This is a genomic window from Algoriphagus aquatilis (assembly GCF_042657405.1).
GTDB lineage: Bacteria > Bacteroidota > Bacteroidia > Cytophagales > Cyclobacteriaceae > Algoriphagus > Algoriphagus aquatilis.
The window spans coordinates 163065-185163 of sequence record NZ_JBHSKS010000004.1; the positions used below are offsets into that span (position 1 = coordinate 163065).

A 22099-nucleotide genomic window follows, 5' to 3' on the forward strand; every position below is an offset into this window, starting at 1 on the left:
ATTAAAAATCAACAGTCACCCCCTTGATCTGCGAGAATCAAAATCATTCGCATTACAGGTATTTGGTGAAGTTATATATGTGACTTGTGTCACATATATGTTCTGTATTTTAAGGCAGATACATTTGTGAATATGAATCTTATAAATAAAATATGTATGTAAAAAATAGATTATATATTTTCAAAAGCAGAATATTGGATATAAAAAAATGCCAGTCTGAGGACTGGCATTATAATGACTTATCAAGTAATAGGATATTGATTATCTGATCAAAGAGATTGAGCCGGATGCAGATTTTTTGATTCCTTCCCAATTCACATAATCTATTCGATAGATGTAATTGCCTCCAGGGACCATCTGACCTTTGTAGGTACCATCCCAACCGGTGATTTCCAGCCCCGAACCTGCGTAAAGTTTTTCTCCCCAGATGTTAAACACTTGTAAAGTGAATTCCTTGACTCCTTTCATTTTCGGAATAAAGCAGTCATTCAGGTTGTCCCCATTTGGAGAAAAGGCATTTGGAATAACCATCATTTCCTCGGGTTGAGTCACAACCACTTTACTCAGTTCCTTAAGCGAACAACCATAAATATCCATTCCGGTTAGCTTGACTTCGAAAGTACCTGCGGTTTTGTAAACATGCACTGGATTTCTCTCCTGAGATTTATTTCCATCACCAAAATCCCATTCCCAAGAAATAAATTCAGGAGATATTTCGCTTTCAAAAATGATTTGCTCTTCAATGGTCACTTCGGGCTCACTGCTGAAGTTGAGTTTACGGAATTCAAAATTTAACCTGGCTCCACCTTGGTAATTGTAGTCAGGGAAAGTGACTTTAGCTTCTACTTCAGTTTGGCATCCTAAAGCATCTTTTACAGTTACTTTGAGTATCCCACTCTGGTTAAACTGGATTTCATTGCTGGTTTGATTGCCATTTTCCCATTTGATGACATATGGAGCTTTCCCTCCTGAGATTGCCACCCAAGCTCTTCCTTTGAGCTGACCTAAGTCACAATCCATTTCTATGGCATTTTCTATTCTTGCCTGAAGCGGATTGGCTTCTTCAACTTTTACTTCTTTCGAAATTCCACAATTGCTTTCATCAGATACTTGCACTTTATAAGTGCCTGATTTGAGATTAGTTCTTTCCAAACCAGTAAAACCATCCTCCCATTTGACCTTTACCAATCCTTTTCCTCCTGCCACAGCGAGTACGATCCTACCGTCATTTCCTCCACCACAACTTACCGGATCTACCCTCAAAATTGACACAGTCAATTGGGATTGATTTTTTACGGAATATTCCTTTTCTACAGAACATCCAGTGGCATCGGTAATTTTGACTTTATAAGTACCTGCTGCAATATTTTGCAAAGAAGATTGTGTGGATCCATTGCTCCATAGGTAGGAATATGGGGTATTGCCGCCTGAAATTTTTAGAGAAATAGCTCCATCAGGAGTTCCTGCGCAAGATGGATCTTTTAAAGTCTCTTCGATGGTGATCGGTAAAGGAGATACAAGGTCAACCGAGGTACGGAATGAACAGCCATTTTTATCGGTAATGTCCACGGTAAATTTTCCTTGACCAAGACCATTCAAGTCTTTAGATACTGAGCCATTACTCCACTTATAGGTATAAGGTGCAGTTCCTCCTTTAGGGGTTAAGGTGATTTTGCCATCATTTCCAGAGCAGGATGGGTTGACAGGGATGGCAACTGCACTTAACGCTTCTTGAGGACCAGAGATCTGGAAATTGGAGTTGATTTCGCAGTGCTGGTCTTTAATACTTACAGAATATGTGCCTGGAGCCAGATTACTTCTAGTAACAGCAGTGGACCCATCAGACCATTTGACTTGAATAGTCCCAGTTGCTCCTGATAGGGTAAGATCGATCTTTCCTGAGTTGATTCCGAAGCAGGTGACATCCTGTTTTTGGAAAGAAGCTAAAGCAAGAGTGGAAAGATTTTTAACAGCGAACTCTTTTTCTATGGAGCAGCCGGTTGCATCGGTAATTTTGACTTTATAAGTGCCTGCTGCCAAATTTTGAAGGGAAGGCTGAGTAGACCCGTTACTCCATAGATATGAGTAGGGTGTATTGCCTCCTGAGATTTTTAGCGAAATGGTCCCGTCAGAATTTCCTGCACATGATGGGTCCTTCAAAGTCTCTTCGATAGTGATAGGCATCGGAGAAACCAAGTCAAATGAGGTTTGGAAACTACATCCGTTTTTATCAGTGATATCCACAGTGTACTTACCTTGTCCCAATTCACTGAGGTCTTTAGTTACAGATCCATTGCTCCACTTGAATGTATAAGGAGCAGTACCTCCTTTTGGATTCAGGGTGATTTTGCCATCATTTCCTGAGCAAGAAGGATTTTGAGGAGATCCTGTCGCACTTAAAGCCTCTGAAGGGCCAAGGATCTGGAAACTACTGCTGATCTCGCAGTACTGGTCTTTTAAGATGACAGTATAAGAACCTGGGGAAAGGTTGGTCCTGTTGATAGAAGTAGATCCATCCGACCAAGCAGCCTGTATGGCTCCACTTGCGCCAGTAATATTCAGGTCGATCCTGCCACGGTTGTCACCAAAGCAGGTGACGTCTTGCTTCTGAAAAGAAGCCAAAGTGAGCGTAGATAGATTGCTGAGGACATATTGTTTTTCTACACTACACCCAGAAGCATCCGTTACTTTCACCGAGTATGTGCCTGGCGACAAGTTTTGAAGTTGATTCTGAGTGCTACCGTTGCTCCATAGATAAGAATAAGGAGTGGTTCCTCCGGTAATATTCAATTTGATCTGTCCGTTGGCAATGGAACCGCAGGAAGGCATGGTCAAGGTTTCTCCAATTTGGATGGTGCTTGGAGATGATATAGTATAAGACCCTTGGAAAGAACAGCCTTTGGAATCTTTAACCAATACTTGGTAAATCCCTGCAGAAACTCCAATAAGATCTTTTGAAGTAGATCCATTACTCCATAGGTAAGTGTATGGTGCATCTCCACCTTGAACGGACAGGTTGATTCTTCCACTAGTTGGCGATGCACAAGCCACATTTTGAATAGACTCTGCCACACTCATACCCGCAGTACCGGCCTTTATCTCAAATGAAATACTGGTCTCACAGTTAAATTTATCAGCAACTTTTACCACGTAGGTTCCTGGAGCCAGGTTGTTGGCCTCCCAAACATCCTTTAGTCCATTACTCCAAGAGATTTGGTAAGGAGGTTTTGCAGGATCATAATCGTTTCTTCCGATTTTGACACTGATTTTTGCGTATCCATCATTTCCCGAACCACAAGTAGCATCTTTCTTCACTACAGGATTAAGTACTAGAGGAAATGGCGGCTGAATGACAATTCGCTCTTGATGTACCCGTCCTTCAGAATCTGTAATCCAAACTGTGTAAGTTCCGGCATTAAGATTGGTTCGGTTTTGTACTGACTCGTTTGTATTCCACTTAAAGGTATAAGGAGGCTTTCCTCCACCTACTGTCAAATTGATGCTTCCTCGTTCGCTATGGGAACATAAGGCAAGCTTACCGCTGACCTGAACCCATATTTCATCCATGGATTGAATCCTCTCATTTTTAAATGAAGGAAATTTGAAAGCAGATTGGGCAAATGCAGCTTGCTGCAAGAAGGAGACTATTGTCGCCATCAAAAAAACTACCTGCCAATATTTGAATCTTACTTTCATAATTTGAAACCCTTCCTAAAGGTCTGCATTTTGAATGTTTATTTGCGCATTACAAATAGTTTTTTTTGCTTTTGAAATTTTTACATCTCAATTTTTGTAAGCGAAATACAACAAAGAGTCTTTCCTAGTTTTACCCTCTTTGAAGAAAATAGAGGTTAAAAATTTAATAATGCAAGTATTTGACAGGGAGTTGTAAACGAACTGACTTCTTGGAAAAATTAAATTATTCTGAAAAATATCATATAATCAAAAAACCTGTCTAGCTTTTACCTTTTTCGAGATATGAAATGAAAAAAGGCTGATTTTCAGTGAGAATAAAATTTTTTGGCACCCTATCCTCTAAATTCAGAAATCAATATCTAAAGCATGGTATTACTCTAGAGCGCTGGTTTCTTGATCTAGGATCTCCCCATAGAAAAGTATAGCGAATAGATATCTCATGCGCTCCACCGCTGTTTCTTTGGTTGAGTTTTGAAACTGTAAAGTCATAGGAATAGCCGATGTCTAATCCGGATTCCAATGAGACACCCACTAGGCCAATTACCGCTTCATTGTTTGGTAGGTTATTTTTGGTAGGCAAACCTCTATACCACATACCCAATACCAAAGGGTGTAGATAAAGCTGAGCTCCTAAGTCCAATTGATTAAAAGGATCTTGCTGCTTGTAGTTAAACGCGAATGAAAGGGATCTTTCTTGATAGGAATGAGTAAAATAATCCCTGCCTCCGGGGCTTAGATTAACTTTATATCCACCTTGAAGCGAAACTTTCATCGGAAGTACATTCGTCCTGTCGTTTATAAAGGAAACATTAGGCTCATTTAGATGATGAGCTGAGCCTCCCAACCAAAACTTATCATTGTAAATCATTCCCCCAACCGCATAAGTCACAAAACTGTGGCGACTATCAAGAGGTATTCCGTTAAGTTCATCCGTAATCCCTCCCACAGTTCCGTTTACGATATCGATCATGGATCCAAACACGAGGTCAGAGAAAAAGGCGTCACGTTGCATGTAGCTAGCTTGAGCACCAAGACGGAAGTAAAACTTCTCGGAAAGTTTCAGTCGGTAAGAATAGCTTAATCCGACTTCGTTCGTCGACAGGTTGGCAAGTGTCTCTTGATTTCCATTAAAAATTAAACCAACTCCACTATTGTAATCAAAAATATAATGGTCAATGTATGCGGAATACGAATTAAAGCTATGATCCAGCCCTGGCCATTGATTTCTATAATTAATTCCCACTCTGGTGAGTTCACTTGCTCCAGTTAGTGCAGGATTTAAATACAAAGGAGCAGCATAAAACTGGGAGTATTGGACATCCTGAGCTGATAGGATGTTAGATCCCAAAAGCCACAAGGTAAGTAGTAGTGTCCAATAAAATTTCCTCAGCATAACCTAACCAACAGTAGATACAAAGTTACCAATCAGGTCTTTATACCATTATTGACTTTTACTAATAAATGGATTTGATACTACCAGGGCTTGTGATTGGGGCGAGCAATCCACATATTTTTTCCAAAAGTTTTTCTAAAAACCATCAGAACGTTGACCCAAACTCAATAATTATACCAAAGGCACCCTTTTGAGGTGCCTTCGATTAAAATTCATGTATTTCTTGATGCCTGATCAAATCTTCAAATTCTTCGCGTCTTCGAATAAGTCGTGCTTTACCTTCCCAAATTAGGACTTCAGCCGGTCTAAGTCTTGAATTATAATTGGAAGACATGCTGTATCCATAGGCTCCGGCATTTTTTATGACTAAGAGATCCCCCTCCTTCACTTCGTTCAATTCACGATGGGAGGCAATCGTATCCGTTTCACAGATATAGCCGACTACATTGTACTTTTCTTTTTTCCCTTCGGGATTACTCAGGTTATAGACGCTATGATACGCATCATACATCATCGGACGGATGAGGTGATTGAGGCCGGAATCCACCCCTACAAAAGTGACCGATGGGGTTGGTTTGACAACTGTGGATTTTACTAATAGAAACCCTGCCTCACTCACCAAGAATTTACCAGGCTCCAGCCAAAGCTCTAATTGACGCCCGTATTTTTTGCAAAACTCCTGGAAGGCTGCACCGACAGCTTTCCCAACCTCCATCACATCCGTGGCTACATCCTGTGGTTTATACGCTACCTTAAATCCCCCTCCAAAATCTAGAAATTTCAGGTTGGGAAATTGCATCGCTGCTTCGAATAGCACATTTCCACCACGTAGAAATACCTCTGCATCCAAGATGTCTGAACCCGTATGAATATGGAGCCCAACGATATTCAACCGGTATTTTTCAACCAGCTGCAAAATCTCAGGTAGCTGCTCGATAGATATACCAAACTTACTTTCCTTGTGGCCTACAGATATTTTTAGATTTCCACCGGCCATGATGTGCGGGTTGATGCGGATGCATGCCTCCAAAGTCCCTCCGTAGGTTTGCCCAAACCGCTCCATCAATGGCAGACTATCCAGATTGATCATGATGCCTAAGTCCACGGCTTCCTGGATTTCTGAAAAATCTACCCCACTTGGCGTGTACATGATTTCACTTGCTTCAAATCCTACTAGCATCCCCAATCTGGCCTCTTCGATGGACACGGCATCTATTCCTGCACCTGCTTTTCGGATCAGCTTGAGTACATTGATATTCGAAAGTGCCTTGGTCGCATACTTGATTTTGAGCGGAACTGCAGCAAAAGCCTCTTGTAGAGTCTTGACCTGAGAGACTATTTTGGCGCCGTCGTAAATGTAAAGCGGGGTTCCAAATTCTTCCGCTAAGCTGGAAAAAGCAACTCCTTGAATGTGCGTGGGATTAGGCACGGGATAGTAGGTTTAAGATTAGAGGGACAAAAATACCCAATAATAAAAAAGGAAGGCTATCGCCTCCCTTTTTTTTGGATGTAGCAATTAAGAAACCGTTCAAATTCAATATGCGAGGATACAACCAGAAATCTTTTTCTGAAAGAACTAATTTCAATAAGCCGTTAAAACATGTTAACTCCAAAGAGTAGCCTAGTTAGAAAGTTAAATTTGTGCCATGTCTAAAGGCAATATTACCTTAATCATCGTTTTAATGTCCCTCGCAAGCTTTGGCTTGATGGGGTTCCAATACTATTGGGTAAGAAATGCCATCCGGATCAATCAGGAACGATTTGACCAAAATGTACTTCAGGCGCTATCTAGGACTGTAAGTGATCTCGAAAAGGGAGAAACTTCGGACGCGCTTTTGAATAAACTTATCGAAGACCCTATTCTAAAAGAGGCTGTCTTTAAAAAAATCGATCCCATCGATGTAATTCAGATCAAAACCAGACCCACGTATACGAGGCCTTCTCTAGTAGATACCATGCTGATTGCTCCTATGCCTCAAGTGAGTAATACTTTCCGAAGGATCCTACAATCGAGAGGTTTGGATGTATCCGTTTTTTCGGAGCTGGAAAATTTCTTTGCCTACATGACCCCGGAAATGGCGTCGAGCATGTTTACTCCGGATGAAATGCAGATTCTCCTGCAGGAGAAAGAACGGCAGTTGGAATACCTCAATAAGAATCCGGCTGCAAACTCTCGGGCATACACTGGGTTTGTTCCCCAAATCAGTGCAGAAATCAATCTTTCGTCAGATGCTATTGATAAAATCCGAAAGACCAATATCAAAATCGATCTGGTCAACCAAGCGATCAATGAGCTTGCAGAAGGGCAAAAAGAAATCCTGAATAGGCTGGACACCGCCGAAGTGAGAAGAATGCTCAAAAACCAGCTCAAGGAGAAAGGAATTATCGAAGCCTTTGAGCTCGCTATACAAAATGACGAAGGTCAGTTGGTTGGAGTGGGAACGATAACAGATCCTTTGCTCATCAAAAATCAAGGTGTACAATCCAAACTCTTTCCAAATGACATTCTCGGGAAGGAAAATTTTCTTTATGTCTATTTTCCTGAAAAAGGGAGCCATGTATTTAGACAGGTTTGGCTTCCGATTTCCAGTTCGATTGTTTTCATCCTAGTCATTATCTTTTGCTTTGTCTATGCGATTAAGGTCATTATCCGTCAGAAGGCCCTTTCTGACATTAAAAATGACTTTATCAATAACATGACTCATGAGTTCAAGACACCTTTGGCCACGGTAAGTCTCGCCGTAGAGGCTCTACAAGATCCGGAGCTCAGCAATCAGGACAAGTTTCGAGCAAGGTATTTGGGCATCATTAAGGACGAAAACAAGCGGTTGGTATCCCAAGTCGAGAAAGTACTACAGGCAGCAGCATTGGATAAGAATGATTTCAAACTCAAACTTGAAACCATTCATTTGGCAGAGCTTCTGGAATCTACCGTAGAGCACATCAGCCTCCAAGTCGAAAGCAAGGGTGGTAAAATCGAATTCCAAAACCTTCTGAAAAATCCGGAAATAGAAGGAGATGCTTTTCATTTAACCCACATTTTCAACAATCTACTGGATAACGCAAATAAGTATTCCAAAGAAAGCCCAAAGATCAAAGTGGTTGCCAAAGATGATCAGGATCAGGTAATCGTCACGATTCAAGATCAAGGAATCGGGATGAGCAAGGAGGCCGTAAAGAAGATTTTTGATAAATTTTATCGAGTACCTACCGGAAATGTGCACGATGTCAAAGGCTTTGGCCTGGGACTATCCTACGTCAAAACCATGCTGGAAGCCCACAAGGGCGGAATCTACGTGCAGTCAGAGCCCGGTAAAGGAAGTACCTTCACCATTAACCTACCCAAAAAGCAATGAGCAAAGCCAAACTATTAGTCGTAGAAGATGATCCAAACTTGGGCGACATTCTCAAAGAATACCTCGAAATGAAAGGCTATGAGCCTACCCTTTGCAGAGATGGAGAAGAGGGCTGGAACAAGTTTAAGAAAGATAAATATGACCTTTGTCTCTTGGACATCATGATGCCAAAGAAGGATGGCTTTACGCTGGCTAAGGAGATCAAAAAAGTACAGGAAGACCTACCTATCCTTTTCCTCACGGCTAAAAACCAAAAGGATGACATCATCGAAGGACTCAAAATCGGTGCCGATGATTACCTTACCAAACCCTTCAGCATGGAGGAATTGCTACTTAGAATTACCGCAATTCTCCGAAGAACTCAGAAATCCACCGAAGTAGTGACTCTTAAAACTTACTCCTTTGGAGACTTTGTCCTACACTACGATGAGCAGTTTATCGAAGGGCCGGGAGGCAAACATAAGTTGACTTCTAAAGAAAATGAGCTGATTCGACTTTTGGCTTCCGAGATCAACAAACTGGTCAACCGAAGCCATGCACTCAAGCAGATTTGGGGCGATGACAGCTATTTCAATGCGCGCTCCATGGATGTGTACCTCAGCAAAATCCGAAAAATCCTCAAGGATGATCCCAAAGTGCAGATCATCACGGTTCACGGGGAAGGATTTAAGCTGATCGTGGGAGAGGGATGATTGGAGTATCTAGTATCTAGACGTTAGTATCAAGAAAAAAGCCCTGGATTGAATCAATTCGGGGCTTTTGGTTTTTTAGGAAGAGATAATTCCTGACGAAATCCGATATCCCAAATCCGAAATAGAATCAAAGCAACTCCGCTCCAATCCCCGGCCCATCCGGGAAAGTCACTTTAGCCGGAGTGATTGTCACCCCTCTTGCAGGATCTTTGGCCAGTAGCATCGCCCCATCCATATCCACATAGTCCAGGAGCGGAGCTATATGTGCAATTGCGGTGATTCCGACGGAGGACTCAGTCATGCAGCCCACCATAGTTTTCATCCCGAGGGATTTGGCTTCCTGAATCATACGCAGTCCAGGTGTAATTCCGCCCGCTTTCACCAGTTTGACATTGATCGCATGGAAAAGTCCGTGGCATTTTTTCACATCGCTTTCCACGATGCAGCTTTCATCTGCCATCACAGGAAGTTTGGAATGCCTGAAGACCTCTTTCATCCCCTCCAAGTCATCTTTTCCCAAAGGCTGCTCCATAAATTCCACGCCGAGATCGGCTAGTTCTTCCGAATTGCGGATAGCTTGCTCGGCTGTCCAAGCACAGTTGGCATCAATTCGAAATACTGATGGGGTATGCTTTCGGAGTTCGCGTACGATTTCCAGATCGTGTTCAGTTCCGAGTTTGATTTTGTAAATCGGCCAATCCACCTCTTTCATCTTGGCGACCATTTTCTCTACGGTATCAATGCCGATGGTAAAGTTGGTAGTGGGTATTTTTTTAGGATCAAGGTTCAGGTATTGGTAGAGTTTTTTCCCTTGTTTCTTACTGAAAATATCCCAAGCTGCCATATCCAGTGCACACTGCGCAAAGGGATTATTTCGAAAAATTACCTTACCCATTTCCCAAAGTTGCTTAGGAGTTTCCCATTTTCCGGATTCCACTATGGGGCGAAATTCCTCCAGGCAAGCACTCATGTTTTCGATAGTTATGCCGTAAAACGGATTGGTAGTCGATTCTCCTAATCCATAAATTCCATCTTCCTCCAGCTTGACGATGAGGGTGTCTTGCACATCACGGCTTTGGTGCGCGATAGTAAAGGTGTGCTTGAGCGGAAGGTCAAAAACCTGATAGCTGAGCTTCATGGCATGATTTTTTGGGTATTGGCAAAAATAAGCCATTTTATTTCACCCGAATGGCTAGTTTTAAAATCGATAGACTTCAATACCACTTTCTATGAAAACCGCTTTCCTGACATCCTTCCTACTCTTTTTATTAGCATCCTGTTTTCACTCTTCAGCACAGGTACCCTATCAAAAAATGCAGGTGGAAAAGCTGGAAGCAGCCTATGAAAAATACAAGGAGTCTGCCATCACTCACCGAAGATTCAAACACGCAGACCTTCATCCCTTGATCCAAAAACATGGGTCTGAGTTTAAGTTGGAGGAATTGGGAAAATCCGTCGAAGGGAAAAGTATCACCTCGATGAAATGGGGTCAAGGCGTCACCAAAGTCATGCTTTGGTCCCAGATGCATGGCAATGAAAGTACGGCTACGATGGCACTTTTTGACCTGTTCAACTTTCTGGAAGGGAAAAATGATGGATACGATGAGTTAAGAAACCTGCTGAAAAATAAACTCAGCCTGAAATTTATCCCCATGATCAATCCCGACGGAGCAGATGCCTTCAAGCGCAGAAATGCATTGGATATCGATCTGAACCGGGATGCAATTTCCCAGATTTCTCCTGAGGCGGTGATTTTGAAAAAGGCCCGGGACGACTTTGAGCCTGAGTTTGGGTTTAACCTCCACGATCAGCAGATCTACTATAATGTGGTGAACACCCCGAAGCAGGCCACCATTTCACTTTTGGCTCCTGCATATAACTATGAGACAGAAATCAATGAAGTTCGAGGTCGTGCCATGCAGACCATCGCTGGGATGAATGAACTTTTGCAGGAATTGATCCCAGGACAAGTCGGTAAGTATGATGATGCTTTTGAGCCAAGAGCGTTTGGGGATAACATTCAGAAATGGGGTACAAGTACGATTTTGATCGAATCAGGTGGCTACCCTGGAGATCCTGAAAAGCAGTACATCCGAAAGATCAACTTCATGATCATCCTCAATGCCTTGCATCAGATCGCTACCCGAGGCTATGAACAATACACCACCGAGCAGTATTTCGCGATCCCAGACAATGGCTTCCAACTGATGGACTTGATCATTAACGAAATGCAGGTGAAGGTAAAGGGGTCATGGTATCCCTTAGATATTGCCATTCGCAGACGTGAAACTGAAAATGCAGCCGGTTATTTCATGAGCGCATCGGTAGAAGACCTCGGAGATATGCAGATTTTCTTTGGGTTCGAGACCTTGGATGCCACAGAACTACAATATCTTGAAGGAAAAGTGTATTCCACCGCTTTTGAATCCGTCAAGGATATTTCGGAGGAAAAAGCCCTTGAGTTACTTCGGCAGGGCTTTATGGCGGTAAAGGTAAAATCAGGTGAAGCCAGACAAGTTCACAGCCTGCCTATTTTGGTTTTGAAATCGACCGAAAAGTACTCCAGTGGATGGATGACGGGTTCGGCCACCAATTTCTTTTTGGCTAAAGAAGGAAAACCAAGATATGCAATTGTGAATGGTTACCTGATCGATTTGGAAAACCCTAAAAAGCAGGAAATCAGGAATCGGGTATTTTGATTCAGAAATAGTAAGGACCATTGTGAAAACCGAAAACAAACTTCACCCTAGCAATCTCCACCAGAACCGATATGATTTGAAATCACTTTCGGAAACTTTGCCTGAACTCAAACCCTTTCTTTTTACCAACGAGTATGGAAACCTGACTCTGGATTTTGCCAATCCAAAAGCTGTCAAAGCCTTGAATCAGGCGCTTTTAAAGCATTTTTATCAAGTCCATTATTGGGATATTCCGGAAGGATTTCTTTGTCCGCCCATTCCCGGTCGTGCCGATTACATTCATCACTTGGCAGATTTATTGGCTCAAAGCAATGCTGGCAAAATCCCTAAGGGGTCAAAGATTAAAGTGCTTGATATTGGTACGGGGGCCAATTTGATCTATCCGATTTTGGGAAATTCAATCTACCAATGGAGGTTTGTAGGATCGGAACTGAATCCGAAAGCAATTGAATCCGCTCAACAAATTCTTAGGCAAAATCCTGGATTTCAAGGTAAAATCGAGGTACGGCCTCAGTCTGATTCTTCGATGATTTTTTCCCATATCATTCAATCCGAAGAGTTCTTCGATCTTACCTTGTGCAATCCTCCTTTTCACGAATCAGCTCAAGACGCCCAAGAAGGAAGCATTCGAAAAGTGAGAAACCTAACAGGAAAGACAATCCAAAAAGCTGATTTAAACTTTGGCGGACAAGCCACCGAGCTTTGGACTGAGGGAGGAGAGGTGGCTTTTATCCGAAAAATGATTGTTGAGAGCTTGAACTTTAAGAATCAGGTCTATTGGTTTACCAGTTTAGTCTCAAAATCTGAAAACCTGAAACCTCTACAAATTCAGTTGGAAAAGGTAGGAGTCGTTGATCAAAAAATCATCGAGATGGCCCAAGGGAATAAAATCAGTCGGTTTGTTGCCTGGACTTTTTTGCAGTCCAAGCAGAAGGAAGCTTGGAAGAACTATCGCTGGATTTGAAGAAGTCTTTCCCCGATTTTTATCCCAAAAGCCGGCAACTCATCAAGAATGTTGTAAGCTAAATACAACGTCCAGATAGGTTCATCTCGATCTGCTTCAAAGCTGTCCCGATCCGAATTTAAATCCTAACCAAGCCCCACCAAACATCAATAGCAGCGTCAGCAAAATAAGTAACAGTAGTGTAGATAGAGGCATCTCCCAATCTTCGCCACCAAATTTGAATTTGACAGGTTTGTTCCAGTTCATCATGCAGAAATTCTCTTTTTGAAAGAGTTTTTGGTCTCAATTCAGGGAATTAGGAGTGAAGGTAAGTTACTTCTTGTGAAGAATGTACCGATCTGCCAATTCTCCTTTTATCTGTTTTCCATCTTGATCCAAGTGCCAAATTCGGTTCTCTCCGACTTTGTATTTTCCGGGCGCATCTCCAATCAAGCCTTTGAACTGAACAAAAGATCCTGATGAATCCCATTCGAATTTGCCTGTGAAAATTTCCTCCCGAGCATCATTAAGGCCCAAGTAATTGGTTTTGAGTTGGAAGGAGCCATCTGGATTTAGTGTCACCCAAGTTTCGATTCCTTCGCAGCTTGCACATGGCAGTACATTGAAATAGGTCCCAGCCCAATCCACGGAAGTTTGAGAATTGTCACCGACTGCATTTGGCTGACTAATCTCGATTTTTTCTGGTAAGGAGTCTAAAGTTATTGCTTGCTTTTCTGGAGGATTGCTACAGGCAAAATGTAAGAGGGCAAGAATTGAAAGCGGGAAAGTGAATGATCCTTTCATGGAAATTTAATCCTTATACCCCAAACTGATTTAGGTGATGATCCAAGTGCTTGTAAAATAGGTTATTCCATTCCAGAGCAGTCATTGGACCAAAAGAGAGCGATTCTTTTCCTTCAAAATGGTCCTTGCCTAAGGCTAGGGTATGCTCTAGATGATGGATTAACCTTGCTTTTTCTTCCTCAAAATTTTTCCGGTCTGCAATCACAAAAGCCGGGGCCGTCGGGATGTTTTTCTTATAAGGCACTTCATTGACCACTCCCTTTTTGACAAATGCCTTTAGCAAAAACCGCATGACTGGATTTGGCTTTGGATACTTATCCGTGTAGGCCATGTCATAGGCCACGCAGCAATGGGCAAGCATCTGATCCACCGACATTTTACCCCAGCGTGGCTTAGTGTCTGCTTGGAGTTGGTTGATTCTTGAGATTAGTTCTGCAGTTACTTCGGGGTCGAATATGTTTTTCATGAGCGTGGTGTTATAGCCAAGTTAGTAAACCTAAAAAAAACCAGGAAATTTTTTCTTTTAAAATGGTTTATAATATAAACCTATTTATATTTGAATCGTTCTATTAATCAAAAAGAACGCTATGGAAAAAGAACTGAGTAGCAAAGAGTCCTTGGCACTGATCACGGAGATGATCAGTCAGGCGAAAAAAGAAGCTGCAGGCGATGGAAGCTTCCATTTACTGCTTTGGGGGTGGGTGATCGCGGTGTGCGATTTGGGCCACTATGGTCTGGCGAAAGCTGGTTTTGATGCACCGTATTTGGTTTGGCTTTTGGTCATACCTGCTACACTGATCAGTGTCTATTTCAGCAGAAAATTTGCCAAACAGGCGAGGGTAAAGTCCCACCTAGATTCCGTTTTAGGTGAACTTTGGTTGGCGATCTATTTAGTGATTATAGCCTTGGTCCTTTTCATGTCGGTCCTGGATTTTAATCATAATCCCGTGATTCTGTTGGTTTCTGCGATTGGTGTTTTTATAACGGGCTCCTTAATTAAAGCCAAAGCACTCAAACTAGGTGCGAGTATGTTAGCGGCAGGAGCACTGGTTGGTTTTATGCTTCCTGTAGATGAACAATACTTGGTGTCAGGAATTGCCATGATTTTGGGATATCTTGTGCCTGGTTATTACCTGAAAAAATCTTACCGTGAGCAGTTTTAAGCCTCTCGATCCTTTACTCCATTCTCAACTGCGATTGGCGGTCATGTCCTTACTCATTGGCTTAGAAGAAGCGGAATTCACCTTTTTAAAGGAGAAAACGGAATCTACGGCAGGCAATTTAAGCGTACAGCTGGACAAGCTAGAAAAAGCTGGATACATCAAGATCGAAAAATCCTTTCGTGACAAACGCCCTCTAACTACCTGCAGCATCACACCTGCCGGGGTGAAGGCCTTTGAATCCTATGTGGAAAACCTTAAAAATTACATCTCCTAAAAAAATTTCTTCATTTAGTTTACAACATAAACCAATTTATAATATGAAAACGAACTCTAGAATTTTCACCTTACTTGTGATGATCACGTTGATTGCCATGGACTTTCCACAAGATCTCAAGCGACTTGGCTACTTGGCCTATCTCGATCAGAACAAAAACAGCTGGAAATCAAACGTAGTCCTAGCCACCAAGGCCTACCAAACCAAGCCGGACACTGAAAACAAATACCAGCTCGCGCTCATGGAGTACGGACTGCTCAATGCTACGATGAAAGATCAGGACGAAAAATTATTCGATGCCTATGTGGATGGTCTAGAAAACAGACTCGAAGAACTGGCAAAGGACAAAACCTATGGGGCTGAAGCAAAGGGGCTCCTCTCCTCGGTCTATGGATTCAAAATCTCCTACAGCCCTTGGAAAGGGATGATGCTCGGCGGCAAAAGCAGCGACTTGCTGGAGGAAGCAATGAAAAATGCTCCCAACTCTCCCATCGTCCAAAAGATGTATGCCAGTAACCAATACTTCACCCCGGAAATGTGGGGTGGAGACAAAGACAAAGCCTTGGCTGCCTACCTGAAGTCGAATCAGCTCTTTGAGCAGCGCAACGACACACAAAACTGGATGTATCTCGATAACTTGGCTTGGATTGGAATCCTCTATCAGGAAATGGGGCAAAAATCCAAAGCAATGGAGACTTGGCAAAAGGCATTGACTATTGAACCTAATTTTACTTGGGTCAGTAAGGGATTGCTTCCTGCTTACCAATAATGGCTGGGAACAAAAAAGCAGCGGTTTTAGCTGCTGCTTTTTTTGATTTGGTTCCGTATTGCTTCAACCCGACAGCGATGAACCGAAAAATAACTAGGTCATCGAAGTTGGATTCGTATTTTTGAGAGCTAATCTGATTTCATTATGTCTCTTTTTCAAAGTATCATCATCGCTATCATCGAAGGGCTTACGGAGTTTTTGCCAATTTCCTCCACAGGACACATGATTTTGGCCTCTGCCGCGATGGGTATCCACGAGGATGAATTTGTGAAAACCTTCGAAGTTTTTATTCAGCTTGGGGCGATTTTGGCTATTGCCCTGATGTACATCAAGCGGTTTTTCCGCAGCTTGGACATTTATTTCAAACTGCTTGCGGCATTTTTGCCCACTGCGATTGTGGGTCTGCTCGCCTATGATTTCATCAAGGGCTACCTGTTCAACCCCATTGTCGTATCAGTTTCCTTGATTTTGGGTGGCGTGATTTTGATTTTCATCGACAAAAAAGTTGTCAATCAGCAAACTACGCTTAAAGAAGTGGAGGACATCTCCTACAAAAACGCCTTTTTCATTGGCCTCTGTCAGTGTCTTTCCATGGTGCCAGGCACTTCCCGTGCCGCAGCCACGATCATTGGAGGGGTATTCAATGGCCTGGACAAAAAGCAGGCGACAGAATTTTCATTCCTTCTCGCCGTGCCAACCATGATGGCTGCTGGAGGCTATGACCTGATCAAGTCCGATTTAGCCTTCACCACCGAACAGCTAACGATCTTGGCTATTGGCTTTGGAGTTGCTTTTGTTTCGGCTTGGTTTGCTGTGAAGCTATTTTTGAAATACGTGTCGAACCACGGATTTACCGCGTTTGGCTGGTATCGGATTGCCTTGGGGATCTTGTTTTTGATCTTTATGTGGGGGACAGATCTGGGATAAATCAGCTTCCTAGGAACTTTCTCTGAGATCAGAAGGTCTTTGCCAAAATCCCCATCAACTCTTCCAAGTACTTTTGATCGGTCTCATCAAAATCCGCGAGCTTATCGCTGTCCACATCGAGCACCATGGCGACATCTTCCCCTTTGAACACAGGTACTACGATCTCTGATTTGGAAGCAGAACTGCAGGCAATATGCCCCGGAAAAGCTTCCACATCAGGGACGAGCTGGGTTTTCTTTTCTTTCCAAGAAGTGCCACAAACGCCTTTCCCAAAATTAATCCGGGTACAGGCGATCGGTCCCTGAAATGGCCCGAGGACCAACTGCTCCTCTTTCACCAAGTAAAAGCCTACCCAAAAGAATCCAAAAGCTTCCCGCAGTGCGGCGGCTACATTGGCTAGGTTGGCATAAAGGTCGTTTTCACCAGTAATCAAAGCCTCGATCTGAGGGATCAGCGCTTCATAAGTTTCCGCTTTGGTGGCGTTTTGAGGAAGAAATAAAGTTTCAGCCATGGTAATAGATATCAAGTCGGTCTGTGTCGATGGAAAGTGTTTCTGAAGGATTTTGGTTCAGTATTGGGGCGGAGATTCCCCGATCAAATCGAGTCGGAGCCGTAAACACGCGGGCCTCATCCCAAAGTCCCGATTCGATAAACTGACTGAGAACCTGGCTCCCGCCTTCCACGATTAGGCTTTGGATTTTTCGGGAATGAAGTTCTTTTAAAATTACCTTAGGATTGATTTCCGACAATCGGATCCACTCTAAATTTTCAATGGTTTCACTTTTTACAGTATTGAAAATCAGTGTTGGAATGGACTGATCAAACAAGTTCAAATTCTTTGGAAGTCCTAAATGTGAATCGAGCACCACACGAATCGGGTTTTTCCCAACCCAATCCCTGACATCCAATCTTGGATTGTCGTATGCTGCAGTATTTTTTCCTACCAAAATGGCATCTTCCTCAGCCCGCCACTTATGCACCAGCTGTCGGCTTTGAGCATTGCTGATCCACTTGGAATCGAAATTTTCCCTTGCCACCAATCCATCCTCAGTCTGTGCCCATTTGAGGATCACATACGGTCTTTGCTTTTCGATTTGGGTGAAAAAGCGACGATTTTGCCAGCGGGCTTTCTCTTCGAGGACTCCGGTCTCTACGGCTATTCCTGCATTTTTGAGGATTTCGATTCCTTTTCCTCCTACCAGAGTATTGGAATCTACTGCTGCGATGATTACTTTTTTTACCTTCTTCTCCACCAACAGATTGGCACAGGGAGGTGTTTTTCCCCAATGCGCACAGGGCTCGAGCGTGACGTAAACGGTGGATTCTGGAAGCAGGGATTGATTTTCCACCGAATTGATCGCATGGACTTCAGCATGAGGTCCGCCATAAGCCCTATGCCAGCCCTCTCCGATGATCCGATCTTGATGCACAATCACACACCCCACCATGGGATTGGGACTGACATATCCTCTGCCCCATTCGGCAAGTTCCAAGGCTCGGCGCATGTATAGCGTGTGATTCATCGTCTGCTCAGCGTAATTCGGTCCAGGGTGGTTCGCTGATCGGATTTTACCTCCACATTGATAAGGGTGTCCGCGACAAAACGATTGTCTTTGGGATCAATATAGAGCGTGTAGCGACCCGGGGAAAGTTTAAAAAGGAATGCTCCACCGGAATTGGTATGTGTACTTAAGGAGTCATTTTCTGAAATGGCGTAAATCGCCGGCTTAAGTTCAGTTGGAAAGACTATCCCATTCAGCTCACTACGCCCAATGCTGGTGTAGGCCTGTATCGTTGGGTTATAAGCCAACTTAAGCGGAGAAGCTTGAGTCACCCGGATGGATTTTTCCAAATCAAAATCCAAAACCAAATCATAAGAAATGCCAGCCTCCAAATCGACTTTAAGGTCTTGTGAATAATCGGTGATATCCGAAGGTAAGGTGAGTGGATATCGAGTATCTCCCTGATAGAGCGCATGGGAAGTACCGAGCTTGAGTGTGACAGCCGTGATTTGACCCAATTGGAATTCCTTTCTGGAGACTGTCAAGGCATTACCATTAACGAGTCGAGTTAGATTGATGCTTTTTTTGGCGGGTTCGTAAGGCATCCAGATTTTTTGGATTTCACCTTGTCTTCCACTTTGGACAAAGTCAATTTCAACTCCCTGAATTTCTACCACAACGGAATCCCATTTGGCAGGGGCATCCACCAGCAGGACATTGACCAATGCTTTGGGACTATTGTCAGGCCCTTCGCAGCCCATGCCAAAAAGCCCAATTCCAAGTAGAAAAAGGAAGATTTTCAATCGATTCACGGAGTAAATTTAGGCCAAATCTTTTCATTACTAATACGAGGCGAAAATCCAGAGGAAAGAATATCAAGAACTCTTATCAGGAAACTTTTTCGAAGGGGACCAAGAAGTCTCCGGACCTTCTTAATTTTGGGCATGATGAAATGGGAAAGACTGTTGGCTTCAGGTCGCTTTGGTGAAGGCATGAAACCGGCAACTTCGGATACCGTACGCAGTGAATTTGAAGTAGATTATGACCGAATTATTTTTTCGGCACCCTTTCGCAATCTTCAGGACAAGACACAGGTTTTTCCACTTCCAGAGCAGGCCTTTGTTCATACTCGACTTACCCATAGCCTTGAAGTCTCGAGCGTGGGAAGATCCTTGGGCAAGTCTGCAGGAGAGTTTTTGTTGGAAAAGTATCCCAATCTGCAAGCCTTGGGAATTACTTCCTCTGCGATTGGCTCGATCGTGGCAGCAGCAGCGCTGACACATGACATCGGAAATCCTCCTTTTGGCCATGCCGGTGAGGAAGCCATTTCTGATTTTTTCAGATTGCATCCCATGGGCAGAGCTTGGGAAAAACACGTCCGAGTAGATCAATGGGCCGATTTGGTCAATTTTGAAGGAAATGCGCAGGGTTATCGCATGTTGGTTTCCAAGCAGTTTGGACTCAAATTGACCTATGCCACGCTTGCCGCTTTCACGAAATATCCTCGCCCAAGCCTCATTGCCCAGCGGGATATCGCCCGCAAAAGCCAGAAGAAATTCGGATTTTTTATCAATCAATTGACCGATTTTGAGCAAATGGCTGATGCACTTGGTATGGAGAAAATCAGCCAAGACTCTTGGGCGAGACATCCTTTAGCCTTTTTGGTGGAGGCAGCTGACGACATCTGCTACAGCATCATCGATCTCGAAGATGGCTGTACTTTGGGATTGGTCACCTTTGAAGAAACCCTGAAGCTGCTCAAACCCATCTTGGGAGATAAGTTTGATAAAGAAAAGCTGAAAGACCGGACTCAAGCTCAAAACCTAGGAGCTTTGAGGGCTTTGACTATTGGACAGCTTATCCGAGAAACAGTGGAAGTATTTGCCCACTATGAGGAAAACATGCGCAAAGGAAACTTTGACAAAGCCCTCACGGATATGATTCCTTCCGCCAAGGCTTTGGCAGAGATCTCCAAAGTCTCGGTTCAAAAAATCTATCGTTCCAAAGTAGTCTTGGAAAAAGAAGCGGCGGGCTTCCAGGTTTTGGACGGTTTGCTGAGTGTATTTTCGCAAGCCCTGTATCATCAGTTTTATGCGCCTGAGTATTTTTCCGGACAGGACAAGAGCATTTTGAGACTGCTTCCCGAGGACTTTCCGCTCAAGGGCTGGGGAGCGGCGGTTAATCCGTATCCCATGCTTCGGGCACTGGTGGACTTTATCTCGGGCATGACAGATAAGTATGCCTTGAATCTGTATCGTAGGGTGAAGGGGATTTCTTTCCCGGGGGGGTGAGAGTAATCAACTCTAGGTAAAGGAGATTTTACCTCATTCTAAAATCTCCAAGTCACCATAGGTTAAAAAGAAGCTTAATTCCAGCCTAATTGAAAAAAGACCAACTTCAGGAGAAGCAATGCAACTTCTCCTTTTCAAAAAGTCTTAGCCAGGAAGATCAAATTTGGTTTTTACTCACTCTCTTCCCATTTTCCGCTCCAATCCACTACCTCATTCTCCAAATAATGGGGATAGATTTTTCGGTGTTGCTTTTTGACCTCTGCCACCAGCGCCTCCCGAAACCCTTCCACATTATCGCCCAATCCAGCGGCCATAAATACCGGTTTGATCCCATTTTTCTTCTCATAAGCATCGGAGAGCGCCTTGAAATCCACATAACGCGTCTCCTGAAGCTCATGCTCGCTGATATGTTGAGATTCTTCCTCAGAAGGCATTTGCTGTACCTGGTCAATTTTGTTGAAGACCAGTAAAATGGGCTTATCTCCCGCCTTGATCTCCTGAAGGGTTTGAGTCACCACTGCGATGTGATCTTCAAAAGCATGGTGGGAGATGTCCACCACATGCACGAGCAGGTCTGCTTCACGAATTTCGTCCAGAGTGGATTTGAAGGATTCGATCAGGTGGGTTGGAAGCTTTCTAATAAATCCAACCGTGTCGGAAAGAAGGAAGGGAATATTCTCCAGGACTACTTTCCTTACTGTTGAATCCACCGTTGCAAAAAGTTTGTTTTCAGCGAGAATATCTGTCTTGGTAATGAGGTTCATCAAGGTGGACTTACCCACGTTGGTGTAGCCGACCAAGGCCACACGCACGATGCCTTTTCTACCTTTTCGTTGGGTAATTCCCTGCTTTTCGATCTCGCGGAGTTTTTCTTTGAGTAGGGTGATTTTGTTTCTAATATCTCGCTTATCTGTTTCAATTTCTTTTTCACCCGCTCCGCCTCGAGTACCTGTACCTCCTCGCTGTCGCTCTAAGTGGGTCCACATATTGGTTAAGCGTGGCAGGAGGTATTGAAATCTTGCGAGCTCCACTTGGGTTTTCGCTTGTGCTGTTTGGGCTCTTTGGAGAAATATATCCAGGATAAGAAGTGAGCGGTCATAAATTTTGACCTTGATCTCATTCTCCAAATTCCGCATTTGGGATGGGCTAAGGTCATCGTCAAAAATGACCATGTCCACGGCAAAGTGCTCGACGTAGGCTTGGATATCTTCGAGCTTTCCTTTGCCCACAAAAGTCCGGATGTCCGGTTTATCCATTTTTTGAGTAAAGCGGTAGACTGTTTTCGCCCCCAGTGTTTCTGCCAAAAAGGCCAATTCATCCAAGTGCTCCTCAACTTCCTGATCACTCTGATGCTGCCGGATTAGTGTTACCAAAACGGCTGTTTCTACTTTGGGGGCCGTTTCATGCAATTTTTGGAGTTTTCGGGAAATTTTACTCATGGCTTTTGTATCAGATAGGAGAGGGCATTCTTGGGGAAAAGGTTCAACGCCTTTTATCAAATCCCTGCTAGGGAGTATTTGATTTTCAGTCCTCTTGCCCCAAATTTGGGCATAATTCCTCAGAATAGATTAGGATACTCTCTTGCTGAGT

General features: G+C 43.4%; 19 protein-coding genes. 9 read left to right on the forward strand and 10 right to left on the reverse strand.

Annotated features, from left to right (window positions below; all coding sequences use genetic code 11):
• Positions 1 to 261: 261 nt before the first annotated feature.
• The 3 genes from ACFPIK_RS06945 to lysA form a co-directional block, all read right to left on the reverse strand.
• Entirely contained in the window at positions 262 to 3696 is a 3435-nt protein-coding gene (locus ACFPIK_RS06945; RefSeq protein ID WP_377913611.1) for a T9SS type B sorting domain-containing protein, read from the reverse strand.
• 352 nt (positions 3697 to 4048) lie between these two features.
• The gene (locus ACFPIK_RS06950; RefSeq protein WP_377913613.1) at positions 4049 to 5089 is read right to left on the reverse strand and encodes a PorP/SprF family type IX secretion system membrane protein; all 1041 of its coding nucleotides are present in this window, start codon (positions 5087 to 5089) and stop codon (positions 4049 to 4051) included.
• 205 nt (positions 5090 to 5294) lie between these two features.
• On the reverse strand, positions 5295 to 6518 hold the full coding sequence (gene lysA, locus ACFPIK_RS06955; RefSeq protein WP_377913615.1) for a diaminopimelate decarboxylase: 1224 nt from the start codon (positions 6516 to 6518) through the stop codon (positions 5295 to 5297).
• A 253-nt stretch (positions 6519 to 6771) separates the two neighbouring features.
• Here lysA and ACFPIK_RS06960 point away from each other — a divergent pair, with 253 nt between their 5' ends.
• Positions 6772 to 8445: a sensor histidine kinase gene (locus ACFPIK_RS06960; protein ID WP_377913617.1), complete on the forward strand. Its 1674-nt coding sequence runs from the start codon at positions 6772 to 6774 to the stop codon at positions 8443 to 8445.
• Positions 8442 to 9137, forward strand: coding sequence for a response regulator transcription factor (locus ACFPIK_RS06965; RefSeq protein ID WP_377913619.1), 696 nt, complete (start codon positions 8442 to 8444; stop codon positions 9135 to 9137). Before ACFPIK_RS06960 ends, ACFPIK_RS06965 begins: the two co-directional genes overlap by 4 nt.
• Positions 9138 to 9264: 127 nt before the next feature.
• On the opposite strand, the gene ACFPIK_RS06970 is transcribed toward ACFPIK_RS06965, so the two are convergent.
• On the reverse strand, positions 9265 to 10275 hold the full coding sequence (locus tag ACFPIK_RS06970; protein ID WP_377913621.1) for a dipeptide epimerase: 1011 nt from the start codon (positions 10273 to 10275) through the stop codon (positions 9265 to 9267).
• A gap of 91 nt (positions 10276 to 10366) precedes the next feature.
• Between ACFPIK_RS06970 and ACFPIK_RS06975 the strand changes: the two genes are divergently transcribed.
• Together ACFPIK_RS06975 and rlmF are read left to right on the forward strand one after the other, a co-directional pair.
• Positions 10367 to 11836, forward strand: coding sequence for a M14 family zinc carboxypeptidase (locus ACFPIK_RS06975; RefSeq protein ID WP_377913623.1), 1470 nt, complete (start codon positions 10367 to 10369; stop codon positions 11834 to 11836).
• Between the two features lie 22 nt (positions 11837 to 11858).
• Complete coding sequence (gene rlmF / locus ACFPIK_RS06980; RefSeq protein WP_377913625.1) at positions 11859 to 12800, forward strand: 23S rRNA (adenine(1618)-N(6))-methyltransferase RlmF; 942 nt, start codon at positions 11859 to 11861, stop codon at positions 12798 to 12800.
• A gap of 312 nt (positions 12801 to 13112) precedes the next feature.
• Here the strand turns inward: rlmF and ACFPIK_RS06985 are convergent, their stop codons facing one another.
• Together ACFPIK_RS06985 and ACFPIK_RS06990 are read right to left on the reverse strand one after the other, a co-directional pair.
• Entirely contained in the window at positions 13113 to 13583 is a 471-nt protein-coding gene (locus ACFPIK_RS06985) for a copper resistance protein NlpE (protein WP_377913627.1), read from the reverse strand.
• A gap of 13 nt (positions 13584 to 13596) precedes the next feature.
• A complete protein-coding gene (locus ACFPIK_RS06990) occupies positions 13597 to 14049 on the reverse strand; it encodes a DinB family protein (RefSeq protein ID WP_377913629.1) in 453 nt (150 codons plus the stop codon).
• Positions 14050 to 14170: 121 nt separating this feature from the next.
• Here ACFPIK_RS06990 and ACFPIK_RS06995 point away from each other — a divergent pair, with 121 nt between their 5' ends.
• From ACFPIK_RS06995 to ACFPIK_RS07010, 4 genes are all read left to right on the forward strand, one after another.
• Positions 14171 to 14746 (forward strand): hypothetical protein, encoded by a 576-nt coding sequence (locus tag ACFPIK_RS06995; RefSeq protein WP_377913631.1) that lies wholly within the window; start codon positions 14171 to 14173, stop codon positions 14744 to 14746.
• Positions 14733 to 15020: a winged helix-turn-helix domain-containing protein gene (locus tag ACFPIK_RS07000; RefSeq protein WP_377913632.1), complete on the forward strand. Its 288-nt coding sequence runs from the start codon at positions 14733 to 14735 to the stop codon at positions 15018 to 15020. The genes ACFPIK_RS06995 and ACFPIK_RS07000 overlap by 14 nt, the downstream gene beginning before the upstream one ends.
• Positions 15021 to 15063: 43 nt before the next feature.
• Complete coding sequence (locus tag ACFPIK_RS07005) at positions 15064 to 15789, forward strand: tetratricopeptide repeat protein (RefSeq protein WP_377913633.1); 726 nt, start codon at positions 15064 to 15066, stop codon at positions 15787 to 15789.
• Between the two features lie 144 nt (positions 15790 to 15933).
• Positions 15934 to 16716: an undecaprenyl-diphosphate phosphatase gene (locus tag ACFPIK_RS07010; protein WP_377913634.1), complete on the forward strand. Its 783-nt coding sequence runs from the start codon at positions 15934 to 15936 to the stop codon at positions 16714 to 16716.
• A 28-nt stretch (positions 16717 to 16744) separates the two neighbouring features.
• Here ACFPIK_RS07010 and ACFPIK_RS07015 read toward each other — a convergent pair whose 3' ends face one another.
• From ACFPIK_RS07015 to ACFPIK_RS07025, 3 genes are read right to left on the reverse strand one after another with little or no spacing between them, the layout of a single operon-like run.
• Positions 16745 to 17227: a GAF domain-containing protein gene (locus tag ACFPIK_RS07015; protein ID WP_377913635.1), complete on the reverse strand. Its 483-nt coding sequence runs from the start codon at positions 17225 to 17227 to the stop codon at positions 16745 to 16747.
• Positions 17220 to 18239, reverse strand: a complete 1020-nt coding sequence (ribD, locus tag ACFPIK_RS07020) for a bifunctional diaminohydroxyphosphoribosylaminopyrimidine deaminase/5-amino-6-(5-phosphoribosylamino)uracil reductase RibD (RefSeq protein ID WP_377913636.1) — start codon at positions 18237 to 18239, stop codon at positions 17220 to 17222. The genes ACFPIK_RS07015 and ribD overlap by 8 nt, the downstream gene beginning before the upstream one ends.
• On the reverse strand, positions 18236 to 19030 hold the full coding sequence (locus ACFPIK_RS07025) for a DUF4382 domain-containing protein (RefSeq protein ID WP_377913637.1): 795 nt from the start codon (positions 19028 to 19030) through the stop codon (positions 18236 to 18238). The genes ribD and ACFPIK_RS07025 overlap by 4 nt, the downstream gene beginning before the upstream one ends.
• A gap of 135 nt (positions 19031 to 19165) precedes the next feature.
• Here ACFPIK_RS07025 and dgt point away from each other — a divergent pair, with 135 nt between their 5' ends.
• Positions 19166 to 20509: a dGTP triphosphohydrolase gene (gene dgt, locus ACFPIK_RS07030; protein WP_377914070.1), complete on the forward strand. Its 1344-nt coding sequence runs from the start codon at positions 19166 to 19168 to the stop codon at positions 20507 to 20509.
• A gap of 170 nt (positions 20510 to 20679) precedes the next feature.
• Here the strand turns inward: dgt and hflX are convergent, their stop codons facing one another.
• A complete protein-coding gene (gene hflX, locus ACFPIK_RS07035) occupies positions 20680 to 21948 on the reverse strand; it encodes a GTPase HflX (protein WP_377913638.1) in 1269 nt (422 codons plus the stop codon).
• Positions 21949 to 22099: the final 151 nt, after the last annotated feature.

Coding starts and splice junctions, on each gene's coding strand:
- ACFPIK_RS06945 (WP_377913611.1), bottom strand. CDS start 3,696: ATGAAAGTAAGATTCAAATATTGGCAGGTAGTTTTTTTGATGGCGACA.
- ACFPIK_RS06950 (WP_377913613.1), bottom strand. CDS start 5,089: ATGCTGAGGAAATTTTATTGGACACTACTACTTACCTTGTGGCTTTTG.
- ACFPIK_RS06960 (WP_377913617.1), top strand. CDS start 6,772: ATGTCCCTCGCAAGCTTTGGCTTGATGGGGTTCCAATACTATTGGGTA.
- ACFPIK_RS06965 (WP_377913619.1), top strand. CDS start 8,442: ATGAGCAAAGCCAAACTATTAGTCGTAGAAGATGATCCAAACTTGGGC.
- ACFPIK_RS06970 (WP_377913621.1), bottom strand. CDS start 10,275: ATGAAGCTCAGCTATCAGGTTTTTGACCTTCCGCTCAAGCACACCTTT.
- ACFPIK_RS06975 (WP_377913623.1), top strand. CDS start 10,367: ATGAAAACCGCTTTCCTGACATCCTTCCTACTCTTTTTATTAGCATCC.
- ACFPIK_RS06985 (WP_377913627.1), bottom strand. CDS start 13,583: ATGAAAGGATCATTCACTTTCCCGCTTTCAATTCTTGCCCTCTTACAT.
- ACFPIK_RS06990 (WP_377913629.1), bottom strand. CDS start 14,049: ATGAAAAACATATTCGACCCCGAAGTAACTGCAGAACTAATCTCAAGA.
- ACFPIK_RS06995 (WP_377913631.1), top strand. CDS start 14,171: ATGGAAAAAGAACTGAGTAGCAAAGAGTCCTTGGCACTGATCACGGAG.
- ACFPIK_RS07005 (WP_377913633.1), top strand. CDS start 15,064: ATGAAAACGAACTCTAGAATTTTCACCTTACTTGTGATGATCACGTTG.
- ACFPIK_RS07010 (WP_377913634.1), top strand. CDS start 15,934: ATGTCTCTTTTTCAAAGTATCATCATCGCTATCATCGAAGGGCTTACG.
- ACFPIK_RS07015 (WP_377913635.1), bottom strand. CDS start 17,227: ATGGCTGAAACTTTATTTCTTCCTCAAAACGCCACCAAAGCGGAAACT.
- ribD (WP_377913636.1), bottom strand. CDS start 18,239: ATGAATCACACGCTATACATGCGCCGAGCCTTGGAACTTGCCGAATGG.
- dgt (WP_377914070.1), top strand. CDS start 19,166: ATGAAATGGGAAAGACTGTTGGCTTCAGGTCGCTTTGGTGAAGGCATG.
- hflX (WP_377913638.1), bottom strand. CDS start 21,948: ATGAGTAAAATTTCCCGAAAACTCCAAAAATTGCATGAAACGGCCCCC.